At 71.5% G+C, this 22,895-nt stretch carries 18 protein-coding genes; all 18 read left to right on the top strand.

Annotation, left to right across the window (positions count from 1 at the left end; all coding sequences use genetic code 11):
• Positions 1-48: 48 nt before the first annotated feature.
• The 18 genes from J0911_RS06855 (at position 49) to J0911_RS06770 (ending at position 22,892) form a co-directional block, all read left to right on the top strand.
• Positions 49-1,029 (top strand): AAA family ATPase, encoded by a 981-nt coding sequence (locus tag J0911_RS06855; RefSeq protein ID WP_242636344.1) that lies wholly within the window; start codon positions 49-51, stop codon positions 1,027-1,029.
• Complete coding sequence (locus tag J0911_RS06850; protein ID WP_207274687.1) at positions 1,026-2,375, top strand: DUF58 domain-containing protein; 1,350 nt, start codon at positions 1,026-1,028, stop codon at positions 2,373-2,375. Before J0911_RS06855 ends, J0911_RS06850 begins: the two co-directional genes overlap by 4 nt.
• Entirely contained in the window at positions 2,372-4,828 is a 2,457-nt protein-coding gene (locus J0911_RS06845; protein WP_207274686.1) for a transglutaminase TgpA family protein, read from the top strand. The genes J0911_RS06850 and J0911_RS06845 overlap by 4 nt, the downstream gene beginning before the upstream one ends.
• Positions 4,825-6,768: an RDD family protein gene (locus J0911_RS06840; RefSeq protein ID WP_207274685.1), complete on the top strand. Its 1,944-nt coding sequence runs from the start codon at positions 4,825-4,827 to the stop codon at positions 6,766-6,768. The genes J0911_RS06845 and J0911_RS06840 overlap by 4 nt, the downstream gene beginning before the upstream one ends.
• A complete protein-coding gene (locus tag J0911_RS06835) occupies positions 6,765-7,598 on the top strand; it encodes a PP2C family protein-serine/threonine phosphatase (RefSeq protein ID WP_307864952.1) in 834 nt (277 codons plus the stop codon). Before J0911_RS06840 ends, J0911_RS06835 begins: the two co-directional genes overlap by 4 nt.
• A gap of 22 nt (positions 7,599-7,620) precedes the next feature.
• A complete protein-coding gene (locus tag J0911_RS06830; protein WP_207274684.1) occupies positions 7,621-9,297 on the top strand; it encodes an FHA domain-containing protein in 1,677 nt (558 codons plus the stop codon).
• 101 nt (positions 9,298-9,398) lie between these two features.
• Entirely contained in the window at positions 9,399-11,105 is a 1,707-nt protein-coding gene (locus tag J0911_RS06825; RefSeq protein WP_207274683.1) for a serine/threonine protein kinase, read from the top strand.
• Positions 11,102-11,803: a hypothetical protein gene (locus tag J0911_RS06820; RefSeq protein ID WP_207274682.1), complete on the top strand. Its 702-nt coding sequence runs from the start codon at positions 11,102-11,104 to the stop codon at positions 11,801-11,803. Before J0911_RS06825 ends, J0911_RS06820 begins: the two co-directional genes overlap by 4 nt.
• 1 nt (position 11,804) lies before the next feature.
• A complete protein-coding gene (locus tag J0911_RS06815; RefSeq protein WP_207274681.1) occupies positions 11,805-16,283 on the top strand; it encodes a type VII secretion EssC family protein in 4,479 nt (1,492 codons plus the stop codon).
• A gap of 131 nt (positions 16,284-16,414) precedes the next feature.
• The gene (locus tag J0911_RS06810) at positions 16,415-16,705 is read left to right on the top strand and encodes a WXG100 family type VII secretion target (protein ID WP_207274680.1); all 291 of its coding nucleotides are present in this window, start codon (positions 16,415-16,417) and stop codon (positions 16,703-16,705) included.
• Between the two features lie 179 nt (positions 16,706-16,884).
• The gene (locus J0911_RS06805) at positions 16,885-17,160 is read left to right on the top strand and encodes a WXG100 family type VII secretion target (RefSeq protein ID WP_207274679.1); all 276 of its coding nucleotides are present in this window, start codon (positions 16,885-16,887) and stop codon (positions 17,158-17,160) included.
• A gap of 134 nt (positions 17,161-17,294) precedes the next feature.
• Positions 17,295-18,470 carry a WXG100 family type VII secretion target gene (locus tag J0911_RS06800; protein ID WP_207274678.1) on the top strand — a complete coding sequence of 392 codons (1,176 nt, stop codon included), beginning with the start codon at positions 17,295-17,297 and terminating at the stop codon, positions 18,468-18,470.
• A gap of 33 nt (positions 18,471-18,503) precedes the next feature.
• On the top strand, positions 18,504-18,980 hold the full coding sequence (locus tag J0911_RS06795; RefSeq protein ID WP_207274677.1) for an LpqN/LpqT family lipoprotein: 477 nt from the start codon (positions 18,504-18,506) through the stop codon (positions 18,978-18,980).
• On the top strand, positions 18,977-19,741 hold the full coding sequence (locus J0911_RS06790; RefSeq protein ID WP_207274676.1) for a hypothetical protein: 765 nt from the start codon (positions 18,977-18,979) through the stop codon (positions 19,739-19,741). Before J0911_RS06795 ends, J0911_RS06790 begins: the two co-directional genes overlap by 4 nt.
• A 25-nt stretch (positions 19,742-19,766) precedes the next feature.
• The gene (locus tag J0911_RS06785; RefSeq protein WP_207274675.1) at positions 19,767-20,417 is read left to right on the top strand and encodes a hypothetical protein; all 651 of its coding nucleotides are present in this window, start codon (positions 19,767-19,769) and stop codon (positions 20,415-20,417) included.
• A gap of 8 nt (positions 20,418-20,425) precedes the next feature.
• A complete protein-coding gene (locus J0911_RS06780; RefSeq protein ID WP_207274674.1) occupies positions 20,426-21,256 on the top strand; it encodes a class I SAM-dependent methyltransferase in 831 nt (276 codons plus the stop codon).
• 119 nt (positions 21,257-21,375) lie between these two features.
• Positions 21,376-22,440, top strand: coding sequence for a DUF6973 domain-containing protein (locus J0911_RS06775; RefSeq protein WP_207274673.1), 1,065 nt, complete (start codon positions 21,376-21,378; stop codon positions 22,438-22,440).
• Positions 22,441-22,520: 80 nt separating this feature from the next.
• Positions 22,521-22,892, top strand: coding sequence for a hypothetical protein (locus tag J0911_RS06770; protein WP_207274672.1), 372 nt, complete (start codon positions 22,521-22,523; stop codon positions 22,890-22,892).
• Positions 22,893-22,895 lie beyond the last annotated feature (3 nt).

Genomic DNA, 22,895 nt, shown 5'->3' with positions numbered 1-22,895 from the left:
CGAGCAGGACACGACACGATCTCCCATGAAACGAGGAAGTAAGGACACATGAGCACCAGCACGATGACACCGGAACAGGCGGCGTGGTTCGCGCAGACCTTCGACCGTCTGGTCGGCAACGTCGGGCAGGCGGTGCTGGGTAAGTCCCAGGTCATCCGACTGGCGCTGACGTGCATGCTCGCCGAGGGGCACCTCCTGCTGGAGGATGCCCCGGGTACGGGCAAGACGGCCATGGCCCGAGCGATCGCGGCGTCCGTCCAGGGCACGCACAACCGCATCCAGTTCACCCCGGACCTGCTGCCGTCCGACGTCACCGGCGTGACGATCTACGACCAGAACACCGGCAAGTTCGACTTCCACCAGGGCCCGATCTTCGCGTCGATCGTGCTGGCCGACGAGATCAACCGTGCCTCGCCGAAGACCCAGTCCGCCCTGCTCGAGGTCATGGAAGAGGGCCAGGTCACCGTCGACGGCGTGCGGCACGGCGTCGGCAACCCGTTCATGGTCATCGCGACGCAGAACCCGATCGAGCAGGCCGGTACCTACCGTCTGCCCGAAGCCCAGCTCGACCGCTTCCTCATGAAGACCTCGGTGGGCTACCCCGACCACGCCTCCACCGTCGAGATCCTGTCGGGCTCCTCGGTGAAGGACCGCAGCAAGGCCTTGCAGCCGCTGATCACCACCAAGGCGGTGACGGAGATGTCGGCGCTGGCGCACACCGTCTACACCGACACGGCCGTCCTGGAGTACGTCTCCCGTCTCGCGGAGGAGACCCGCAACGCTCCCGAGGCACGCATCGGCGTCTCCGTCCGAGGTGCCCTCGCCCTGGTGCGCTGCACCAAGGTGTGGGCGGCCGCACACGGCCGCAACTACGTGCTGCCCGACGACGTCAAGGACCTGGCGCAGCCGGTCTGGGCGCACCGCTTCGTGCTCGACCCCGAGGCGGAGTTCGCCGGCGCGCAGCCGGACATCATCCTGGGCCGCATCCTGTCCGACGTCGCCGCTCCGCAGGAGCGTGTGTCGGCATGACGACGACGGCGACCCGGCCGCCCGTCACCACGAGTGCGACGTCGCGGCCGGGATACGGGAAGCGCCCGGAGGCCTCACGCGGCCCCGGGGCGCGAGCCGCCGACGCACGCCGTGCCGTCCGTCGCGGCTGGGTGACGTTCTCCGGCGCGGCCGGGCGAGGACTCTCCGCGGTGCGGGAACGGTTCCGACCGCTCACGGAGGCGTTCAGCGGGTTCGGCCTGGCCGTTCTGGTCACGGCCGTGGCGGCGTGGGTGGCGGGCCTCGTGCTGTCCTGGGTCGAGGTACTGGTCGCCGCGGTGGTGCTCACCGTCACGCTGATCGCGGCGACCGCGTTCGTGCTCGGCAGGTTCCGGTACACCGTGGTGCTCGACCTGGCCCAGCGCCGGGTCACCGTCGGCGATCGCGCGGTCGGACGCCTCGACGTGCGCAACGAGGCGCGGCGGCCGGTGCTGCCCTCGGTGATGGAGCTGCCGGTCGGTACGGGGACCGCCGCCTTCCCGGTGCCCCGCCTGCGGGGCGGGGGAGCGCACGAGGAGATCTTCACGATCCCGACGAGGCGCCGCAGCGTCATCGTGGTCGGCCCCGTGAAGTCCGTGCGTGCCGACCCGCTCGGCCTGCTGCGCCGCGAGGTCACGTGGACGGAGCCGGAGGAACTGTTCGTGCACCCGCAGGTGAAGAACCTGATGGGATCCAACACCGGGTTCTTCAAGGACCTCGAGGGCCGGGTCACCCAGGACATCTCCAACTCGGACGTGTCCTTCCACGCGCTGCGCGACTACGTGCCCGGTGACGACCGCCGGCACATCCACTGGAAGACCACCGCACGCACCGGGCAGCTCATGGTCCGTCAGTTCGAGGAGACCCGGCGCTCGCACCTCGCGGTGCTGCTGAGCACGCGGGCCGAGGACTACGCGAGCGAGGAGGAGTTCGAGCTCGCCGTCAGTGTCTGCGGTTCCCTGGGCCTTCAGGCGATCCGGGAGGACCGCGGCGTCACGGTGATGGTGAACGACGCCGGCAACCTGCGTGGGGACCACCGCACCCGGCTGCTCGACGACCTGTCGAGGATCGAGCTGACGTCCACGCGGACCACGCTCGCCGACCTGGCCAGGATCGCGGGCACCACGATCAACGACGCGTCGGTGATGTCCTTCATCACCGGCAGCCTCGTCACCCCGACCGAGTTGCGCTCCGCCTCCGCACGGCTGCCCGTCGGCGTGCAGGTGATGGCGATCCAGTGCGTTCCGGGGGCCTCGCTGTCCCGGCACGCCATCGCGGAGCTCGGCGTGCTGACGCTCGGCAAGCTCGGCGATCTGCCGCTCGCGCTGCGAAAGATGAGTGAGGGATGAGCCACGACGAGACCACCCGCGGCGGCGCGCGCCGCGGGATCAACCCGGATGCCCGCCGTCCGTCCGGCCTCACCGGATCGAGCACGAGGGGCAGCGGCACCACCCGGCGTGCCGACGCGGCGCGCCCGCGCGCGCTGAAGAAGGGCGCCTGGTTCGACCTCGGTGCCCTCACCGTCATGTGCGGGGCGATCGTCGTCGGCTTCGGTCCGGTCTGGGGAACGCCGGGATATCTGCTGCCCGCGGTGGGCGGCACCGTGCTCGGCCTGTCCATCGCGTGGTTGTGCGCGTGGCGCCGCTGGCCCGCCGTGACGGTGGCCGCGCTCGCCATCGTCGGTTACCTGCTGTTCGGCGCGGTGCTCGCGCTGCCTCGTGACGCGTTCGGCGGCGTCGTGCCGAGCCTGACCACCCTGCAGGACCTCCTGCTGGGTGCGATCCAGGGCTGGAAGGCCTTCGTCACGACCGTCCCGCCCTTGTACTCCTTCCCCGACCTGGCGATCGTGCCGTATCTGATGATGCTGCTCGTGGCGCTCGTCGCCGCGTCGATCGCGCTCCGTGTGCGGCACGCTTCCTGGGCGCTCCTGCCGATCATGGTCGGTCTCGCCGGCGTCATCCTGCTGGGCACCCTGGAGACCGCGCTGCCGGTCGTGCAGGGTCTCGTGATCGCCGTCGTCGGGCTGCTGTGGGGTGGCGTCCGGGCGATGGGGGCCCGGGTCGGCACCCACTCCATCAGCACCGAGCAGAGCCGCGAGGCCACGCGCCGTCTGGTCTGGTACCGCGTCCGCACGGGTGCGGTCATCCTCGGCGCGGCGGCCGTCGCCGCGGGATTCGCGGGGCCGGCGCTCCTGCCGGACAGCCCGCGCACGGTGCTGCGCGAGGAGATCGTTCCGCCGAAGGACCTCCACGACTTCTCGACGCCGCTCGCCACCTTCCGGCACTACGCCAAGGACGAGAAGGAGACCGAGATCCTCCGGGTCTCCGGCCTGCCCGAGAACGCACGCATCCGCCTGGCCACGCTCGACGAGTACGACGGCGTGGTGTACGACGCGGCCGGCAGCGGCGGGGCCACGGGCGTCTTCACGCGCGTGGGCCAGGAGATCGTCACCGCGGCACAGGGCGACCCCGCCACGATCCAGGTGACCTCGCTCGCGTACGACGACGTGTGGGTGCCGGAGGTCGGCGCCCTCACGGGAGTGACCTGGACCGGTTCACGCGCGGCGGACCAGGGCGTCGGCACCTACTACAACAGCGAGACCGAGACCGCCGTGACCCTGGCCGGAGTGAAGCCGGGGGACACGTACCAGCTCGACACCCTGCTCACGACGTACCCCTCGGAGGAGGAGCTCGCGGACGCCACGGTGTCCGAGGTCGAGCTCCCGGACACCGAGAAGCGGTCGCTCCCGGCGAACGTCTCCTCCAAGGTCGCGCAGTACATCGGTGAGGAGACCGATCCCGCCGCCAAGCTGTTCTTCATCCGGGACGCGCTGGAAGCGGGCGGCATCCTGTCGAGCGGCCTGGAGGGGCAGCCGCCGTCGCGCCCCGGCCATGCCGCCGAGCGCATCGACAACCTGCTCGAGCAGGACGACATGATCGGCGACGAGGAGCAGTTCGCCGTCGCGTTCGCCCTCCTCGCCCGCCAGACGGGCATTCCCGCACGGGTCGTCATGGGCTTCGAGGAGGACGAGGAGTCCGATCGTGCCGCCGGCGAGGAGTGGCTCGTCCGGGGCGAGAACGTGAGCGCGTGGATCGAGGTGCCGTTCGAGGGGTACGGCTGGGTGCCGATCGACGTGGACCCCGACGAGGACACGAAGATCCAGCCGGAACCGCAGACCCAGGAGGTGCCCAAGCCCCCGGTGCTCCAGGAGCCGGAGCCGCCGGAGGAGCCGGAGCAGAACAAGGCCGGCAGTGTCGAGGACGAGGAGCAGGACGAGGCCGACAACGAGGGCTTCGACTGGGCCATGCTTCTGACCATCGTGCTGGCGGTGGCCATCCCGCTCGCCCTGGTGCTGCTCCCGATCCTGCTCATCCTCGCGCACAAGGCCCGCCGCCGAACCCGGCGGCGGACCGCGGAGGAGCTCGCGGACCGGTTCAGCGGTGGCTGGCACGAGGTCGTCGACGCGGTCACCGACATGGGAACCTCGGTGCCCCGGTCGGCGACACGGCGCGAGGGCGCGGGACTTATCGCGACAAAGCACGAGGCGCCAGGCACGCTTATGCTTGCCCATCGGGCCGACGCCACGGTCTTCAGCGGAAGGCAACCGACGCAGGCCGAGGTCGACTCCTTCTGGGAGGAGGTGGACACGGTCCTCGGCGGCCTACGCTCTTCCGTGGGCACCCGGCAGAGGATCGCCGCAGCGCTGTCGTTGCGCAGCGTTCGCGCGCGGATGGCGGGGGGACGCGGCATGCGGGGGGTCCTGCAGGACTTGGTGAAGCGAGGCTCGAAGGAGAACCGATGACGGACGTGGTGTGCAGCGGCTGCCTGTCGCGCCAGGCCGCGGGGACGCAGTACTGCGGGGTGTGCGGACGTGAGTTCCCGCGTACCGGCAGGCCCGTGGTCGAGCAGCAGCCCGGGCCGCAGAGTGCTGTCCAGCAGATGGCGGGCGGCGGCTACGGCACGTCCCAGGGCGGGCAGGAACTCCCGTACCACCACGGTGGGTCCCGCATCGACGAGGAGTTCCACACCGGGACGTTCGTCCCGGTCCGGGACCCGGGGCCGATGCCCGCCGAGCCCGAGCCCGTGTACGCACACGTCGGCAAGCGGATCGTCGCGCTTCTGCTCGACGGCGCCGTGGGCAGTGTGCTCTTCGGCGTCGTGTACGGGATCGCCCTCGTCATGGCGCAGCCGCCCGAGGGCGTGATCGCCATCGACGAGAACGAGCAGCGCGCCATGCTCACCACACTGGTCGCGGGCCTCTGGGGCGGCCTCGGCCTCATGTTCCTGTGGGGCCTGTCCCTGTGGATCTGGGAGGGCAGGTCCGGCAAGACGCTCGGCAACCTGGCGCTCGGGATCCGCACGGTGTCGGCCGCGGGCCAGGAGCCGGTCGGTTTCTGGCGCATCGTCCTGCGCGTGCTCGTCGTCGGTGCCGGAAGTCTGGTGTGCGGCATCGGTGCCTGGGTCGTGCTGCTCAGCCCGCTGTGGGACAAGAGCGGACGCAAGCAGGGCTGGCACGACAAGGCGGCCGGCGCCGTCGTGATCGACGCCAAGAAGAAGCCCGCGCCCGTGGTGGAGGGTTTCGACCCGGACTCCCGGCCACGCGCCCCCGGTAGGGTCACCTCCGGCCAGGGCGGTGCGGGACGAAGCGTCCAGGGCCCTGCCACACCGGCCCCGGGGACGCCCGCCCCCGGTGCACCGGCGGTCTCGGGCGGTCAGGCCAGCCCGGGCGCACTGCGTGCGGCGGGACAGGCGCACTCGGCCGCGTCGTCCGCGGGCCAGGCGCCCACGTTCGACCCGGCGCGGCAGTCGGGTCAGCCGGCCGCGGCGTCCTTCACGCCCGACGGCTCGCGCGCCCCGGCGCAGCCGGATCCCTGGTCGTTCCCCAAGGCCTCGGCACCGCCGCCCGGTGACGGGCTGATCACGGACGTCCCGGCGGGTCCGGCCTTCCCGCCCGTGCGGTCCGGTCAGCCGGGTCAGGAGCCGTCGTCCCAGCAGTGGCCCGGCCAGCAAGCTCCTTCCGCACCGCAGCAGCCGATGCTGCCCGGCGCGCCGCCGTCGTCCCCGCCCGAGGCCGCACCGCCCACGACGGCGTCCACGCCGTCGCCCCCGGCGACGCCGAACTCGCCGCGCCCGATCACCGCCGCCAACACGATCCCGGATCATCCGCTGCTCGAGACGTCGCCGTATCCGCCGATCTCGCAGCCGCAGCGGCGTGACTCGCAGCCGACGCGGGCCGTCAGCATCGACGGCCCGGGGCAGCGGCAGGGCGGCACCTACGGTCAGGGCTCCCGCGGCCAGCACGCGGCACCGCCCACCCCGGAGGCGACCGGCGCCGAGCAGCTGCCGGACGAGACGATCATGCAGATGCCGACCGGCTCGACCGGTGCCATGGATCCGCCGCCGGTCGTCGGTGCGGTCCTGGAACTGGAGTCCGGCGAGATGGTCCGCGTCGACGGCCCCACTCTCGTGGGACGGAACCCGCAGGCACCGGGCAGCTCGGGCGTGCGCCTGGTCCAGCTCCCCGACCCGACGCGTTCGGTGTCGAAGAACCACGCCGAGCTCGGCGTGGACTCGGCGGGACTCTGGCTCACGGACCGGGCCTCGACCAACGGCACCGTGGTCTCGGTGCCGGGCCTGCCCCCGCGGGTCGCCGAGGCCGGCGCGCGCGTGCGCGTGCCCGTCGGGTCGACGATCCACTTCGGTGACCGGCGTGTCGTCGTCCACGCAGGGGCGGAGGGGTGAACTCCGACAACCGGCCGTCGTTGATGTGGGGAGCCGCATCCGACCGTGGCCGGCGCCGGAAGATCAACGAGGACGCGTACCTCGCCGAGAACGGCGTCTTCCTCGTGGCGGACGGGATGGGCGGGCACGACGCCGGGGACATCGCCAGCGCGACCGCCCTGGGGGCGCTGAGCTTCCTCCTCGAGGCCGACACGATCGAGCCCGAGCTGGTCGACGTCCTGGTGGACGTCGCCCAGAAGGAGGTGCGAGCGATCGAGACGGGGCCGAAGGGGCGCGGCGCCGGCACCACGCTCACGGGGGCCGTGCTGGCGTACGTCGACGGGGTTCCGTACTGGCTCATCGTGAACGTCGGCGACTCACGGACGTACCTGCTCTCCAACGGTGAGCTCGAGCAGATGAGCGTGGACCACTCCGAGGTCCAGGAACTGATCGACGCCGGCATGCTCACGGCCGAGGAGGCACGCCACCACCCCCGGCGCAACGTCATCACCAGGGCCCTCGGAGGGCCCGACGAGCCCGATGCGGACTTCCGGTATGTTCCGGTCGAGGCACACGAGCGGATCCTCGTGTGTTCGGACGGCCTGACGGCCGAGCTTGACGACGAGCAGATCCGCGAGATCCTGCTCGCGGTGCCCGACCCGGGCAACGCTGCCCAGGAACTGGTCGACTCCGCCCTCGAGGCGGGTGGTCGTGACAACGTGACGGTGCTCGTCGTGGATGTGACGGGGGTTCCCCACGACACGAACGGTGTCACCGCCGAGCGCGACCACGACGTCGTGCCGGGCGGCAGACGAGTGATGGAAGACACGCAACCACGAAGCGGCGGCTGACCGAGACGCCGGAGGGACCGAGATGACTGTGCACTACACCGAGGGACCCGCCCGCGCGGTGATCCGGGGGGAGACCGTGGTGGTCCTCCCCGACGAGGCCGACGACGCCTTGCTGACCGAGCTGTGGACCGAACTGGACGGCGCGTCCGACGGTGTCGCGGCCGCCCTCGGCGTGCTCACGTCGGTTCCGGGAGGCCTGCGCGCCGTGCCGCCGTTCGCCGTGGTGGCCGTGCAGTCCACGGGGGCCGCGCACGTGGCCGTGCGCGGCTCGGGAGCCGACGTCACCGTGGCCACGGCCGCGGGTCCGGTCCAGGTCACCGGGCAGAACGTCGTGTCCTGGTCGGAGCAGGTCATCGAGGAGCCGACGTCGTTCGTGGCGGCGGTCGCGACGGGCCGGGGGGCAGAGCCGTCCCTCGAGGGCGGGCTGCCGGTGGAGTCCGCGGTGGTTCCGGTGGCGTCCGTCCGCCGGATACTCGTGCGGGAGGCCTCGGAGGGCGCCCTCACGGGTCCGCCGGCGTCGCGCTCGTCGGCGGACCCCGCCGCCGCGGCGGAGCCCGACGAGGCGTCGGTCTTCGCGCGAATCCCCGGCGTGGCGAGCACGCCGCCCGTCCCGCCGCCACCGCCGGCTCCGGACCCGGGAACGCCCGAGCCCGCCGAGAGCGCGGACGCCGGCCCGGGGCCGTCGTTCGCGCCGCCGACGTCGGCGGGGCCGGACAGCCCGGTGCCCGAGGCCACGCAGATCGGTGGCGACGACGAGTACGAGCACCTGTTCGGCGAGACGATCATGCGCAGTGTCGAGGACGCCGCGGTGCGTGCGCCGGAGGAGGACGAGGACGACGCCGAGGGCCCGGCCGCGGCCGGGCCCGCCGCCACCGCCGTGCCCGTGGTCGAGCCGGCGCCTGCCGCCGAGCCCGCGGGAGCCGGAGCGCACACCGCGACGGAGACCGCGGACGAACCGGGTGCGGCCTGGGAAGCGCCGAGCCTGATCTCCGCGATCCCGGGTGGTTTCCCGGGCTCCTCGCCCGCGGTGCCCGGTGAGACGCCCGCCGCCGCCCACCGCGCCGCGGCGGTGGACGCGCCCGAGGCGGAGGAACCGGACGACCACGACGGGCACACGGTGATGCAGTCCGACCTCGCCGCCCTGCGTGGCTCTGCCGGCCTGGCGGCACCCGCTCCTGCCGCCGAGCCGCAGCCGCTCTCGGGGGGCGTCCAGATCCTCGCCGTCACGTGCCCGAACGGCCACGCGAACCCGCCCGCGCGGCCGACGTGCCGCACCTGCGGCGAGGGACTGTCGGGCGAGCCGTCGACCGCGGCACGCCCGCCACTGGGCCGGCTCGTGGTGACGGCCGGGTCCGCGCAGGCGGGCGCCGCCGGTGCCCGCGGAGAGCAGATCATCCAGCTCGATCGCGGAGTCATCGTGGGACGCCGACCACGGACCTCCACCACCTCCGCGTCGGAGATCCCCCGGCTCGTGACCGTTTCGAGCCCCAACCAGGACATCTCGCGTTCGCATCTGGAGGTGTCGCTCGAGGAGTGGCACGTCCTGGTGGCGGACATGGCGACGACGAACGGTACGACGCTGATCCGCCCGGGGCAGCCGCCGCGCCGTCTCCACCCGAACGAGAAGGAGATCGTGGCGGACGGCGACGTGGTCGACCTGGGCGACGGTGTGACCCTCAAGTTCGAGGGGATCTGGTGAATCTCCGGATTCCCCGCTGAGCGCACGGTATCTGTGGGGTTCACGCCCCAGAGCCCGCAGGCACCGTCCACTCGACGAAGAGCAGACACGAAAGGAACCAGGTGAGCAGCAAGCGAGCGCCGTCCGCGCCGCCCCAGATCGATGGCTACGAGTTCAAGAGGGTCATCGGTTCGGGCGGCTTCGCGGACGTGTTCCTCTACGAGCAGCGCCGCCCGCGTCGCCAGGTGGCGATCAAGGTGCTGCTCAAGGAGTGGTCGAGCGCCACCCAGCGGGAGACGTTCGACGCCGAGGCCGACCTCATGGCCACGCTCGGCAACCACCCGTCCATCGTGACCATGTACGAGGCGGCGACGGCTGGGGACGGCCGCCCCTACCTGGCGATGGAGTTCTGTTCCCGCCCGAACCTCGGCGCGCGGTACCGCAGCGAACGGTTCTCCGTGGCGGAGGCGTTGCGCACGACGATCCAGATCGCGGGCGCGGTCGAGACCGCACACCGTCTGGGCATCCTGCACCGGGACATCAAGCCGGCGAACATCCTGGTCACCCAGTTCGGGCATCCCGTGCTGACCGACTTCGGCATCGCCTCCACCGTCGACGAGGCGTCGGCCGCCGAGGGAATGTCGATCCCGTGGTCGCCGCCGGAGTCGTTCCAGGACCCGCCGGTCAGCGGGATCGCGACGGACGTGTGGGGCCTCGCCGCCACCTGCTACACCCTGCTGGCCGGCCGGACCCCGTTCGAGGTCCCGGGTGGCTCGAACCGCTCGGCGGACCTCATCGCGCGCATCGAGACCGGCTCGCTGCCGGCGCTCGGGCGTTCCGACGTACCGCCCTCCCTGGAGCGGGTGCTGGCCACGGCCATGAGCAAGCGGCCCGCGTCGCGGTACCCGACGGCGCTGGCCTTCGCCCGGGCACTGCAGCAGGTCCAGGTCGAGATGTCGCGCGACATGACGACGATCGACATCCTCGACGAGTCCGGCCAGATGCACCAGGAGGAGGACGACGAGCAGGACGGCACGCGGTTCCGCAACGTCGTCTCGATCGACCCGGGGCAGCAGGCACCGCCGGGGCCGCGTCCCGCGCAGGCCCCGCCGGCAGGGCCGGGCGCATCGCCCGGCTTCGTGCCGAGCGCCCCGCCCGCGGGCGGTTTCGGCCCGCCCGCTGCGACGGGTGCCGGGGCTCCGCCGTACGCCGGGGCGCCGTCGTCGTCCATGGGCCGCCCTTCGGCGCCCGACCTGCCGTTCGTCGCTGGTGACCGTTCCGGCGTCGGAACCGTCGAGGAGACGGTCGCGCGCACGTCGCTGCCCGCCGGGCAACAGGGCGCGCAGGAGTACGTCGCACCCGCGCCTCAGGAGGAGGAGCCGAAGCCGAGCCCGTGGCGGCTCGTGGCGCCGATCCTGGGAGCCGTCGCGCTCGTCGGGATCGGGATCCTCGTGTTCCTGCTGAGGCCCTGGGAAGGCCAGGACGACGACGGCGGGCCGGCGGTCGCCGAGACGGGCGTCGGGGAGTTCGGCGAGGACATCGTGCCCAACTATCTGGCGCCTCCGCTCCGGGTGACGGCGGAGCCGGACGGCGACCAGGTCGTCGTGACCTGGGAGCGCCCGGAGGCCTTCGAGGAGGGCGACGAGTTCGGGTACCTGGTGCGGAGCCTGTCCGAGGAGACGCCGATCTACGAGTCCGTCGGGAACAAGACCACGGTCACCGTGCCGCGGGAGCCCGGCGACACGTGCGTCCACGTCGTGATGATGCGTGACAACCAGGTGTCCGACCCGGCGGAGGACTGCGTCGCCCCCGCGGGGGCCGACGGATGAGCTCGCTGTCGATCGAGTTCTGCGGCGAGTGGTTCCGCCCGGAGGGCGACAGCGACACCTTCGACATCGGCCGCGAGGGCGACCTCACCGTCGACGACAACCCGTACCTCCATCGCCGCTTCCTGCGGGTGTCGCACGAGGACGGGATCTGGTGGCTGTCGAACGTGGGCTCGCTGATCTCCGCCACGGTGTGCGACGCCGGTGGCGGCGTCCAGTCCTGGCTGCCCCCGGGCAACCGCCTGCCCATCGTCTTCCCCAGCACCTCCGTGGTGTTCACGGCCGGCCCCACCACCTACGAGCTCAGCCTGCACCTCGAGGACGCGCCGTACCACGAGATCTCGTCCGACGACGACGCGGGGACCGGGGCCACGACCATCGGCGCCATCCGGTTCACCACGAGCCAGCGCCAGCTCATCGTGTCGCTCGCCGAGCCGATGCTGCGCCGTGAGGGCAGCGGACTGAGCGAGATCCCCAGCTCCGCCGCCGCGGCCCGGCGGCTCGGCTGGGCCACCACGCGCTTCAACCGCAAGCTCGACAACGTGTGCGAGAAGCTCGACCGGATCGGGGTCAAGGGCCTGCGCGGCGACTCCGGATCCCAGGCCACCAACCGCAGGGCGCGCCTCGTCGAGTACGCCGTCGCCTCACGTCTGGTGACCGCCGACGACCTCCCCCTGCTCGATTTGAAGGACGACGCCTGACGTGCGGATCAAGCTGACACTCAACCGCCCCGACCAGACCTCCGCGAACGTGGCGGTCACGGCCGACGCGACGGCCACCGTGCGGGACGTCGCGGAGACCCTGTTCTCGGCGGACCCCACCCGTAACGGTGCCGCGGCACCGGAGAACCTCACCCTCCAGGTCCGCGGCGAGTCCGGCGGGGGCGGCGCCGACAGCCGGGTGCTGCGGCCGGACAACGACCTCACGCAGGCCGGCCTGCGCTCCGGCTCGACCGTGGAGATCGTGCGGGTATCGGACCAGTTCCTGGTCCCCGGAGCCGACCGTGGCGCCGCCGTCGCGACGCTTCGTGTCATGGAGGGCCCCGACGCCGGCCGGGAGTTCCCCCTTCCCGTGGGTACCTCCTACATCGGGCGGGGCCGGGACATGGACGTCCGGCTCTCCGACAAGCAGGTGTCCAAGCGGCACGCGCGCATCGTGGTCGGCGAGTCGATCGAGATCCACGACCTCGACTCGGCCAACGGCCTCGTCATGGGCGGTCAGGCGGTCACCCGGGCGACGGTGACCAGTTCCGACATGATCACCATCGGGAACGACGTCGTCTCGGTGATCGCCCTGCACCGGACCACCAGCATCGCGCCCACCAGTCCCGCCGTCGAGTTCAACCGGTCGCCGAGGGTCGTCACCCGGTTCGGCGAGCACGAGATCAAGGCGCCGAAGCCGCCGGAGCCGCCGAAGCCCCGCCCGCTGCCCTGGCTCGTCATGCTGGTCCCGATCGTGATGGGCCTCGTGGTGTTCCTCGTCTTCCAGAACCCGCGCATGCTCCTGTTCATGTTCATGGGGCCCATGTTCATGATCGGCATGTGGTGGGACCGCAAGACCCAGTCGAAGAAGGAGTACGAGAAGGCGTCCGAGCAGTTCCTCGAGGCGATCGAGTACACCAAGGAACGGATCCGCCGTACCCACGCCGTCGAACGTGCTGTCCGGATCGCCGAGACCCCGTCGCTGGCCGAGGCCGTCGACAACGTCCGCCGGCTCGGCGGCCTGATGTGGACACACCGGCCGGAGCACCGGGGTTTCCTCACGGTTCGCCTGGGGGTCGGCCGCGCGCCCGCCCGGACCACGTTCGCCGAGCCCCGGGAGAACAACGCGCTTCCCGAGCACTGGGAGAAGGTCCTGGAGCTCAAGCAGCAGTGCGTGTTCATCGAGGACGTGCCGTCCACGGCGGCCCTGCGGTTCGGGGGCAGCGTCGGCATCGCCGGCCGCTCCGGAGCCGTCGAGGGCGTGGCGCGCTCCGTCATCCTGCAGATGATCGCGCTGCACTCGCCCGCCGAGGTGGTCATCACCGCGCTCACCTCCAACCGGTCACGCCAGGACTGGGAGTGGCTGCAGTGGGCGCCGCACACGGGTTCCCCGCACAGCCCGCTGGGCGCCGGCGACCACCTCGCGGCGGACCCGGGACAGGGCGCGGCCCTGCTCACGCGGCTCGAGGAGCTCATCGAGGCCCGGGGCATGAAGCTCGACGGCCCACCGCCCCTCGAGGGTGAGCGCGACGTCGAGAAGGACCGGCAGGAGCAGCCGCCCAAGCCCATCCTTCCGTCCGTCGTCGTGCTCGTCGAGGACGACGTCCCGCTCGAGCGCTCCCGCCTGGTCCGGCTCGTCGAGCGCGGGCCCTCCGTCAACGTGCACGTCGTGTGGGTGGCTCCCACCGTCGAGCAGCTGCCTGCCGCGTGCCGCACGTTCGTCGTGCTCGACCACGAGGCCGGGGCCGACAGCGCCACGTCCGGTCAGGTGCACTACGGCCTGCTGTCCTTCCCCGTCCGCTGCGAGACCGTCGATCTGGCCACCGCCCACGAGATCGCCCGCATCCTGTCGCCCGTGGTCGACGTCGGCGCGCCCGTCAGCGACGAGACGGACCTGCCCCGCTCGGTGTCGTACCTGGCACTCGCCGGCACGGAGGTCGCCTCGGAGCCCCACAGCATCATCGACCGGTGGAAGGAGAACCTGTCGCTCACCCCGCGCGACGGGTCACCACCCGTGCGCCGCAAGAACCCGACGAACCTGCGCGGCCTGGTGGGGCACAACGGCATCGAGCCGTTCTACCTCGACCTGCGCACCCAGGGTCCGCACGCGCTCGTCGGCGGCACCACCGGTGCGGGCAAGTCGGAGTTCCTGCAGTCCTGGGTGATGGGCATGGCGGCGGCGCACAGTCCGGACCGTGTGACGTTCCTGTTCGTGGACTACAAGGGCGGCGCGGCGTTCGCCGACTGCGTGCACCTGCCGCACACCGTCGGTCTGGTCACCGACCTGTCGCAGCACCTGGTGCGCAGGGCCCTGTCGTCCTTGCGGGCCGAGCTGCACTACCGCGAGCACCTCCTGAACCGGAAGAAGGCGAAGGACCTCGCGTCGCTCGAGAAGACCGGCGACCCGGACGCGCCGCCGAGCCTCATCATCGTGGTCGACGAGTTCGCCGCCCTGGTCGGGGAGGTCCCCGAGTTCGTGGACGGCGTCGTCGACGTCGCCCAGCGTGGCCGGTCGCTCGGACTGCACCTGATCCTGGCCACCCAGCGTCCCGCCGGCGTGATCAAGGACAACCTGCGCGCCAACACGAACCTGCGGATCGCGCTGCGCATGGCGGACGAGTCCGACTCGAAGGACGTGCTCGGGGACGCGATGGCGGCGCACTTCGCGGCGTCGATCCCGGGCCGGGGTGCCGCGAAGACCGGGCCCGGCCGCATCACCACCTTCCAGACCGGCTACGCCGGCGGCTGGACCTCCGACGAGCCGGAGCCGACACAGATCGACGTCGAGGAGCTGGACTTCGGCGTCGCCCGCAAGTGGGAGATGCCGGCGCGGGAGTCGTCGTCGGACGACGGCGGCGACCCCGGTCCGAACGACATCTCCCGCATGGTCCGGACCATGCGGGAGGCGGCCACCGTCGCCGGCGTGCCCGAGCCCCGCAAGCCGTGGCTGCCGGAGCTCGCCCAGACCTACGACCTCGCCCTGCTGCCCAACCCCCGGACCGACGCCAAGCTCCTGCTCGGCGTGCTCGACGATCCGCACGGGCAGGCGCAGCCCACCGTGCACTACGAGCCGGACACGGACGGGAACATGGCCGTCTACGGCACCGGTGGCGCGGGGAAGAGCACCACGCTGCGGACGATCGCGATCTCCGCCGGGCTCACGGTGCGCGGCGGGCCGACCCAGGTGTACGGCATCGACTGTGGTTCCGGCGGTCTGACGATGCTGGAGAACATGCCGCACGTCGGTGCGATCATCGACGGCGAGGACGAGGAGCGGGTGACTCGCCTCCTGCGGCGGCTGACCCAGGAACTCGAGGAGCGCTCCGCCCGCTACGCCGAGGTACGCGCCGGCAGCATCGTCGAGTACCGGAAGATCGCGAACAAGCCCCACGAGCCGCGCATCTTCGTGCTGGTGGACGGCTTCGGCGCGTTCCGGGACTCGTACGAGATCAGCGTCGCGCGCGGGTTCTCGATCTTCGGCGCGTTCACCCAGCTCGCCACGGACGGCCGCCCGGTCGGCATCCACATCGTGATGACCGGTGACCGGGCCACGAACATCCCTCCGTCGCTGGCCTCCACGGTGCAGAAGCGCATCGTGCACCGCATGGCGCGGGAGGACGACTACATGATGCTGAACGTGCCCAAGGACGTCCTGAACCCGACGTCGGCGCCGGGCCGGGCGATCATGTTCGGGCAGGAGGCGCAGATCGCCGTCCTCGGCGGCGACTCGAACGGTGTCGTGCAGTCGCGCGAGATGAGCAAGCTGGAGCAGGCCATGGAGCGGGCGGGAACGCTCAAGGCACCCGGGATCGAACGCCTGCCCGACGACTTCACGCTCACCGCCCTGCCGCCGACCGTGGGCAACCGGCCGACGATCGGCCTGCGGGACCTCGACATCTCGCCGATCGGACTGCCCGAGCGGTCGCCGCTCATGCTCTCGGGCCCGCCGGGATCGGGCCGTACGACGACGTTCGTGACGATCGCCACCTCGCTGCGGCGCGCCACGAGGACACGGCTCGTGTACCTCTCGTCGCGGCGCACGAGCGTCGGTTCGATGGACCTGTGGGACAAGGTGGCCCAGACGCCCGAGGACGTCCAGGAGGTCGTCAAGGAGCTCACCGAGGCGGTCCAGGCGGACAAGTTCGCTCCCGGCAGCCTCACGGTCATGATCGAGAACTACACGGAGCTGACCGGCACGCCGGCGGAGAAGCCGTTGGAGGCGTTCGTCAAGGCCGCGGTGCGCAAGGAGATCATGGTGATCGGCGAGGCGGAGTCGTCGACCTGGTCGAAGGCGTTCGCGTTGGCCGGGCCGTTCAAGTCCGGCCGTAACGGCATTCTCATGACCCCGGGCGACATGGAGGGCGACACCCTCCTGAACACCCCCCTGGGCCGGCTGCGGCGCCAGGACTTCCCGCCGGGGCGCGGCTTCCTCATCGCCGCGGGCCGGGCCGCCAAGATCCACGTCGCGCAGCCCGGGTGACGTCCCGGGCGGTGCGACGCGGGATGGGGAACTCTCCCCATTCCACCCCGCCGCGCACTCTGGTTGAGTGCGTGGTGTCGAAATCAAGTGAGGCTTCCCAGCAGGGGTGGCCGCAGACGAAGGAGTAACACATGCCGCTTCAGCACAGCGCTCAGAACGTCTCGGGTCTCGACGTCGAGGCAGTCCGGCAGCTCTCGCAGGTTCTGCAGCAGTCGGCTGACCAGATCAAGCAGGCCGGCGAGCAGGTCAACGCGCAGATGCAGCAGACCGAGTGGAACGGCTCCGACGCCTCCCAGTACGAGGAGCAGTGGGACGCCGAGCTCTTTACGCAGCTGCAGCAGATCGCCGAGCGCATGGTGGAGCACGGCCAGACCGCCGAGCGCAACGCCAGCGAGCAGGAGGGCACCTCGAACGCGCTGTGACGCGTTCGTCCTCGCGGCGTGAACACGATGGGTGCGGTGCCGGTCCGGTGCCGCACCCATCGCGCGTCACGGGGGCACCGGTCAGGAGACGACATCCGGCATCGGGCCGGATGAGCGTGTCGTGGTGATCCAGGCGAGGCCGCTCGACCCCGAGGCGGCCCGGAACGAAGGAGAGGGACATGGTCGGAGACATGCTCGGCCTCGACATCGAGGCGGTCCGGGAGATGGCGAACGTCCTGCGTCAGCAGGCCGAGGAAGTCCGTTCGACGGTGCAGGACATCACCGCGCAACTGAGCGAGACCGAGTGGATGGGGCCGGACGCGGACCAGTTCGAGGACGAGTGGACGAACACTCACGCCGCGAAGCTGAACGAGATCGCCTCGGCGCTCGAGAACTTCGCCGGGACCGCGGAGGCCAACGCCGCGGAGCAGGAAGGCACCTCGAGCTCGCTCTGAGCCGGGGAACGTCGTCGCGGCGAGGTCGGCTCGGGTGGGGCCGCGCGACAGGTGCATTCGACGGTCCGTCATCGGCGCTGTCGATCGAGGGACGAACCCTGCCGCCGGGGCGCGGAGGGATGTGAGGAGAAACCATGAGCGGAGGGCTTTACGGCGCCGATATCGAGGCGCTGCGGTCGTTCGCCGACCGCGTCGCCCAGGGCGGTGATGCGCTCACCAACGTCGTCGCCGTCGTCGAGTCGGCGATGCCGGCCATCGACGAGTGGAGCGGCCCGGACGGCGAGGAGTTCCGCGCCGAGTGGACCGACGTCCACGCGGTCCGGCTGCGGGAGACGGCGAGCGCGCTGAACGAGGTCGCGGGGAAGGTCCGGGAGAACGCCGACGACCAGCAGGAGACGTCGGACGAGCTGTCGGGCGGGGGCGGCGGCGGGACCGGCGGGTCGGGCGGAGGTTCCGGCGGTGGCGGGTCCGAGGACGAGGGTGGCAACCCTCTGGCGACCGCGGGGTCCGACCCGACGGCGCAGAACGACCCGAACGACCCGACGTCGGGCAGCGTCCACGGCCTCGGTCCCCAGCACAACAACGCGGCCGGCTACACCCAGAACGAGGACGGCACCTGGACCCGCACCGACGGTGAGCAGGCGGACGTCGCCAGCACGTCGGAGAAGGGCGACATCCACCACACCCTCGCCGAGGGGGAGACCGGCGGGTTCGTCGGGGCCGAGGCCGGCATCGACGGCGAGTTCGGCGACGAGGACGGCGCGCACGGCTCCGGCTCGGCCGGGGTCGCGGCCGGTGCCGGGTACGACGCGTCCGGCGAGGTCAGCCTGTCCGAGAACGGCCTCGTGGCCGAGGGGCAGGTCGGTGCCAACGCCGGGGTCAGCGCGAGTGCCGAGGGCCAGGTCGGGTACGGCGACCACCTCGGGGCCGAGGGCTCGGTCGACGCGTTCGCGGGCGCTCGCGCCGAGGCGACCGGCGGTGTGTCGATCGGTCCGGACGGGCTGGGTGCGAGCGTGGGCGGTGAGGCGTTCGCGGGTGCCGAGGCATCCGCCAACGGATCCGCGACGGTGGCCGGCGTGACCGCCGGCGCGGAGGGCTCGGTGTACGCGGGTGTGGGTGTCAAGGCCAACGCGGATGTGAACGTCGGGTTCGACAACGTGAGCGTGGACTTCGAGCTCGGGGCCGCACTCGGCATCGGCGCCGGGGTCTCGGTCTCGCTCGACTGGTCGCCCGCCGACACCGTCGATGCCATCACCGACGTCGGTGGCGACATCGTGGACGGCGTGGGCGACTTCATCGGTGGTCTCTGACATGGCCGCGGCACAACCTGATTGGATGGAGACATGAGTACAGTCACCTACCCGAGCGAGACCTTCCCCGGTTTCCCCGCCGTGGTCATGGACTGCCCCGAGGGCTGGGCCCCGCACGCGGTCCCGCAGGCGCAGATGGCCATCGTGCAGCAGCGTCCCGAGGGCGAGTTCCGTCCGAACGTCGTCGTCGTGATCCAGCGGATGGCCCCGGAGCAGAGTGTCGAGGCCGTGATCGAGCAGGCCGTGACGAAGTTCCAGGCGACGCCGGGGTACGAGGAGGTGGGCCGCATGGACACGACGTTCGGCGGACTGCCCGCCGTGCGGATCGAGGGCGCCTGGACCACCCAGCAGGCCGGCACGATCGCGCAGGCCCTGCGGATCGCCGTGGTCGAGCACGACGGCGTCCGTGACATGGTCGAGGTCACGGGAACCTGCGCGGGCCCGCAGGCCGCCGAGATCTGGCCGCAGGTCCGCGAGATCCAGGACAGCGTCAAGCTGGCCGAGCAGTGACGGAGGACCGCGCTGCTCGGTTCGCGGTGCAGAGTCGCAGGATCGTCTTCCTCGTCGGGCTGGTCCTCGCGGCGGGAGGGGTCTGGGCCATCCTCCAGGGGAACGTGGCCCTGGGCGTCGTCCTGCTCGTGCTCACCGGTATCGCGGTGCTCGCACGCGGGATGTGGACGATGCGGCGCGGTCTGAAGGCAGTCTCCGAACGGGAGAAGGCACAGGTCCCGGAGTCGGCCGGCGGCACGCCGGCCGCTCCGACACCGGTCGACCGCGTGGTCGCCGACCTCCTGGGCATGAACAGCGACGGGCTGCCGTACCTCATCGAGGCGACGCGGACGGCGCAGGGCGCGCGCGTGGACGTGCGCTGGAAGGTCGAGGAGGTGCGCTGGCAGACCCTGTTCGTGCGGGGCAAGCAGGCGTACGCGTGGCGCATGGAGGTCGACCTGGACCCGGCCCGCGCGACCTACAAGTTCGTCGAGTACTCCGGATCGGCGTCGGTCCGGTCGGCGCTCAGCCCCGGCGGCGGGTTCGTCCACGCCAACTGGACGTGGACCCGGGGAAAGACGGCCGGTCAGAGTTCGGGCACCTTCGTCGAAGGTGCGGACGGGCAGGTCACCGTGCACGGCGCGGACGGCCCGCGAACCTCCTGGGAGGGCGTCGCGATGATCCGCCCGGCCGATGCCAAGATCCCGGTGTTCACCGTGCTGCGCAACAACGGCTGGCGCCCGCGTCTCGACTGGTTCGGCGCGCGATTGTTCGAGAAGTAGCCCGAAGAGGAAGTGAGTGATTCACATGCGTACCCGACGTTCCCTGACGGCCGCCCTGGCGGCCGGGGTGCTCGCGTCGACCTTGTCCGCCTGTTCGTTCTCGGTGGGTGAGCTCGAGGAGGTCGGCGGTGACTCGACCACGGCCGGCACGGAGACCGCCGAGTCCCCGGACGCCGCCGAGTCCCTGGCGACCGACGAGTCCACGACAGGTGGCGACGCGACGGCCGAGGGGATGCAGACGATCCAGGCCTCCCACATCACGGCCCAGGTTCCCGCCGACTGGGCACCCTCCGCGGACGAGGACCCGTGGAAGTACATCCACCAGAAGCCGAACGACCAGGGCGGTGTCGCCGGCCGGATCGCGTTCATGCCGGGCGGCGAGGCGATGGGCGCCCAGGAATCGGTGGACTGGTTCATCAGCCAGGTCGAGGACAACGGGTCGACCGATGACAACTTCGCGCCCGTCAACACGCTGCGCACGGACGGACAGCGGGCGAACACGTCGTACACCTATCAGTCCGGCGGCGAGGTGTACGTGGCCGTGGTCTGGGGCATCACCGACAGCCAAGGTGCCCCCTCGCTCATTCAGCTCTCCGGCGCCGAGACGATCATGACGCAGGACTTCGTCTCGCAGGTGGACCAGTCGCTCGATCTCACCGGCGACTGGCAGGGCTGATCGCTTCCGTGGCCGCCCGGCCGCCCTCGCTGCGTGAGGTCGCCGTCTCGTTCGGCGAGGACGCGGAGCGTTACCACCGCACGCGGCCGGGCTACCCGGCCGCGCTGGCCGACCTGGTGCTGGCCGACGAGGCCGGGGTGGTGCCCTCCCCGCACACCGCACCACCTCGGCGAGGGCGGCCCACGGTGCTGGACGTCGGCATCGGCACGGGTTCTGCCGCTTCCCTGTTCCGCCAGGCCGGATGCGAGGTCACCGGCGTGGAACCCGACGAACGGATGGCCGTCGTCGCACGTCGCGCGGGCTTCCCGGTCGAGATCGCGTCATTCGACGACTGGGACGCGGCGCGGCGGCGCTACGACGCCGTCGTCTCCGGGCAGGCGTGGCACTGGGTGAAACAGCGCGCCGGGGCCGTCAAGGCGGCCGAGGTGCTCCGACCGGGGGGACGGCTCGCCGTGTTCTGGAACGTCTGCGTACCCGAGCCGGCGGTGGCGGCGGCGCTCGCCGACGTCTACCGCGGCGTCGACATGGGTCTGGACTTCGTGCCGTGGGAGCGGTCCCCGCTGGACGGCTACGGCAAGCTCGCCGGCGCCGCGACCGCGGGCATCTGGGGCTCACGCGCCTTCGGTGCGGTGACCAGGCACGAGATCCCTTGGCAGGTGGAGTTCACCCGCGACGCGTGGGTCGACCAGGTACCCACCCTGGCCTGGCACGAGCGCCTGTCACCGGACGCACTGGAACGCGTCCTGCGGGGCAACGCCGAGGTGATCGACGCCCTGGGCGGCACGGTGACGATGCCGTACACGACGCTCGCTCTGCTGGCGGACGTCAGGCGGACCTGATGCCACCACGCTGCGCCGCGCGCGTGGCCGGTCCGGAAGCGTGATTCGCTGGAGTTCGCATATAGGTTAAAGCGCGCAAATAAGATAAAATCGTCTCAGGTTCGAAGAGGAGGTGGCGCGTGGCCGGCAACCTGTACGGGGCCGACATCGAGGCGTTGCGACAGCTCGCCGACGGGATCGCCCGCGGGGGCGAGGCGCTGGGCGGTGTCGTGCAGATGGTGGAGGCCGCCATGCCGGCACCGGAACAGTGGAGCGGTCCGGACAGCGAGCAGTTCCGGGAGGAGTGGAACCACGTCCACGCCGCCGCGCTGCGTGAGACGGCGGCCGCCTTGAACGATGTGGCGGCGACGGTGCGCGAGAACGCCGATGACCAGGAGGGCACCTCCGAGAACCTGGACGGCGCCGCTGCCGCTGCCCCTCTCGGTGGCGGCGCTGCCGCTTTCGCCGGGGCCGCTGCCACGGGCGCTGCCGGTGTCGCCGGGCCGGCGGGCGCGGACGAGCGACTGCACCGCGAGCTGCTGGAGGAGTACCAGGTCGCGCCGGACGACACGACGATGTGGCCCGCTGGTGCGGGCGGCTGGCTGGTCGACCAGGCAGGCCGTCTCAACGACCTGACCGGGGAGCGTCTCCCCGTCCCCAACCGGGAAGAGGTCACCGAGGCCGAGGCGCAGATGCTCGACGACCTCCTGCGGCGTCAGGGGCCGGGTGCGGTCATGGACGTCATGGACCTGCGTCAGGACGCCCTGCATGTCGCGGAGAGCAGGTACGACGAGGGCCTGACCGACGGACACGGCGACGCCTTCCGGCACGCGTACTGGAACGCGCTGATGACCCAGCGCTTCGGTGAGGAATGGGTGAGCGAGTTCGCCACCGCGCACGAACGTGGTCCCACGAGCCATCCCGTGCCGGTCGCGATGGACCTGCACAACAACGAGATCGGCCGGGAGATCGCACTGCGGAACCCCGACGCCGGTCCCGAGGAGCTGGCTGATATCGTCCAGCAGGCCGTGACGGACGGCGACATGGTGGTCATCGACGAGAACGACATGCTGTGGCGGTCCGACGAGCTGGATCCGAGCGAGGCCCGCAAGACTCGCGAAGAGGATCTCGCGTGGCCCGTAGTGACCACGGAGCGCAATGGCCATCACGATCCGGGCGACCCGTCGGCCCGCCCGGAGTACTGATCATGCGCGCGTCCGCGGCACTGCTCACCCTTCTACTCGCCGCGCTGCTTGCGGGGTGCGGCCCGTCATCCGGAGGAAGCGTGGAGTTCGACCACGATCTCAAGAACGCCGTCGTCGATCTGGCCGGCTCCGGTGGGTCCCGGCCGTTGCGGGAGCTCGCGCCCGGCGACTGGACCGCCGTCCATGTCCTGACCGGTCCGGCGTCCGGGGCGCGGATCGAACGGGAACTCGGGCTCCCGGTCGAGGTGGCGGGAGACGGCACCTACGGTGGCGACTACGTCCAGGACGGCAACCTGCTCGTCTTCCTGCGCGACGACGAGGTCTCTCGCATGGTCAGCCTCGGCCAGCTCGCCGCACTCGGCGACGGAAGGTACGGCGCCGACGTCGTGCTCGAAGCGCAGGACGGTGCCATCAGGATGATCGACCCGGACGAAGGCGCGTCCGCCGACTGACGC

Origin of the sequence: Myceligenerans salitolerans (genome assembly GCF_017349295.1) — a bacterium.
Classification (GTDB): Bacteria; Actinomycetota; Actinomycetes; order Actinomycetales; family Cellulomonadaceae; genus Myceligenerans; species Myceligenerans salitolerans.
This window is presented reverse-complemented; position numbering and strand designations above follow the sequence as displayed.

Excerpts from the sequence above, each read along its gene's own strand:
- J0911_RS06845 (WP_207274686.1), top strand. The coding sequence starts at position 2,372 with ATGAGCCACGACGAGACCACCCGCGGCGGCGCGCGCCGCGGGATCAAC.
- J0911_RS06810 (WP_207274680.1), top strand. The coding sequence starts at position 16,415 with ATGCCGCTTCAGCACAGCGCTCAGAACGTCTCGGGTCTCGACGTCGAG.
- J0911_RS06820 (WP_207274682.1), top strand. The coding sequence starts at position 11,102 with ATGAGCTCGCTGTCGATCGAGTTCTGCGGCGAGTGGTTCCGCCCGGAG.
- J0911_RS06785 (WP_207274675.1), top strand. The coding sequence starts at position 19,767 with ATGCGTACCCGACGTTCCCTGACGGCCGCCCTGGCGGCCGGGGTGCTC.
- J0911_RS06830 (WP_207274684.1), top strand. The coding sequence starts at position 7,621 with ATGACTGTGCACTACACCGAGGGACCCGCCCGCGCGGTGATCCGGGGG.
- J0911_RS06800 (WP_207274678.1), top strand. The coding sequence starts at position 17,295 with ATGAGCGGAGGGCTTTACGGCGCCGATATCGAGGCGCTGCGGTCGTTC.
- J0911_RS06850 (WP_207274687.1), top strand. The coding sequence starts at position 1,026 with ATGACGACGACGGCGACCCGGCCGCCCGTCACCACGAGTGCGACGTCG.
- J0911_RS06805 (WP_207274679.1), top strand. The coding sequence starts at position 16,885 with ATGGTCGGAGACATGCTCGGCCTCGACATCGAGGCGGTCCGGGAGATG.
- J0911_RS06855 (WP_242636344.1), top strand. The coding sequence starts at position 49 with ATGAGCACCAGCACGATGACACCGGAACAGGCGGCGTGGTTCGCGCAG.
- J0911_RS06795 (WP_207274677.1), top strand. The coding sequence starts at position 18,504 with ATGAGTACAGTCACCTACCCGAGCGAGACCTTCCCCGGTTTCCCCGCC.
- J0911_RS06840 (WP_207274685.1), top strand. The coding sequence starts at position 4,825 with ATGACGGACGTGGTGTGCAGCGGCTGCCTGTCGCGCCAGGCCGCGGGG.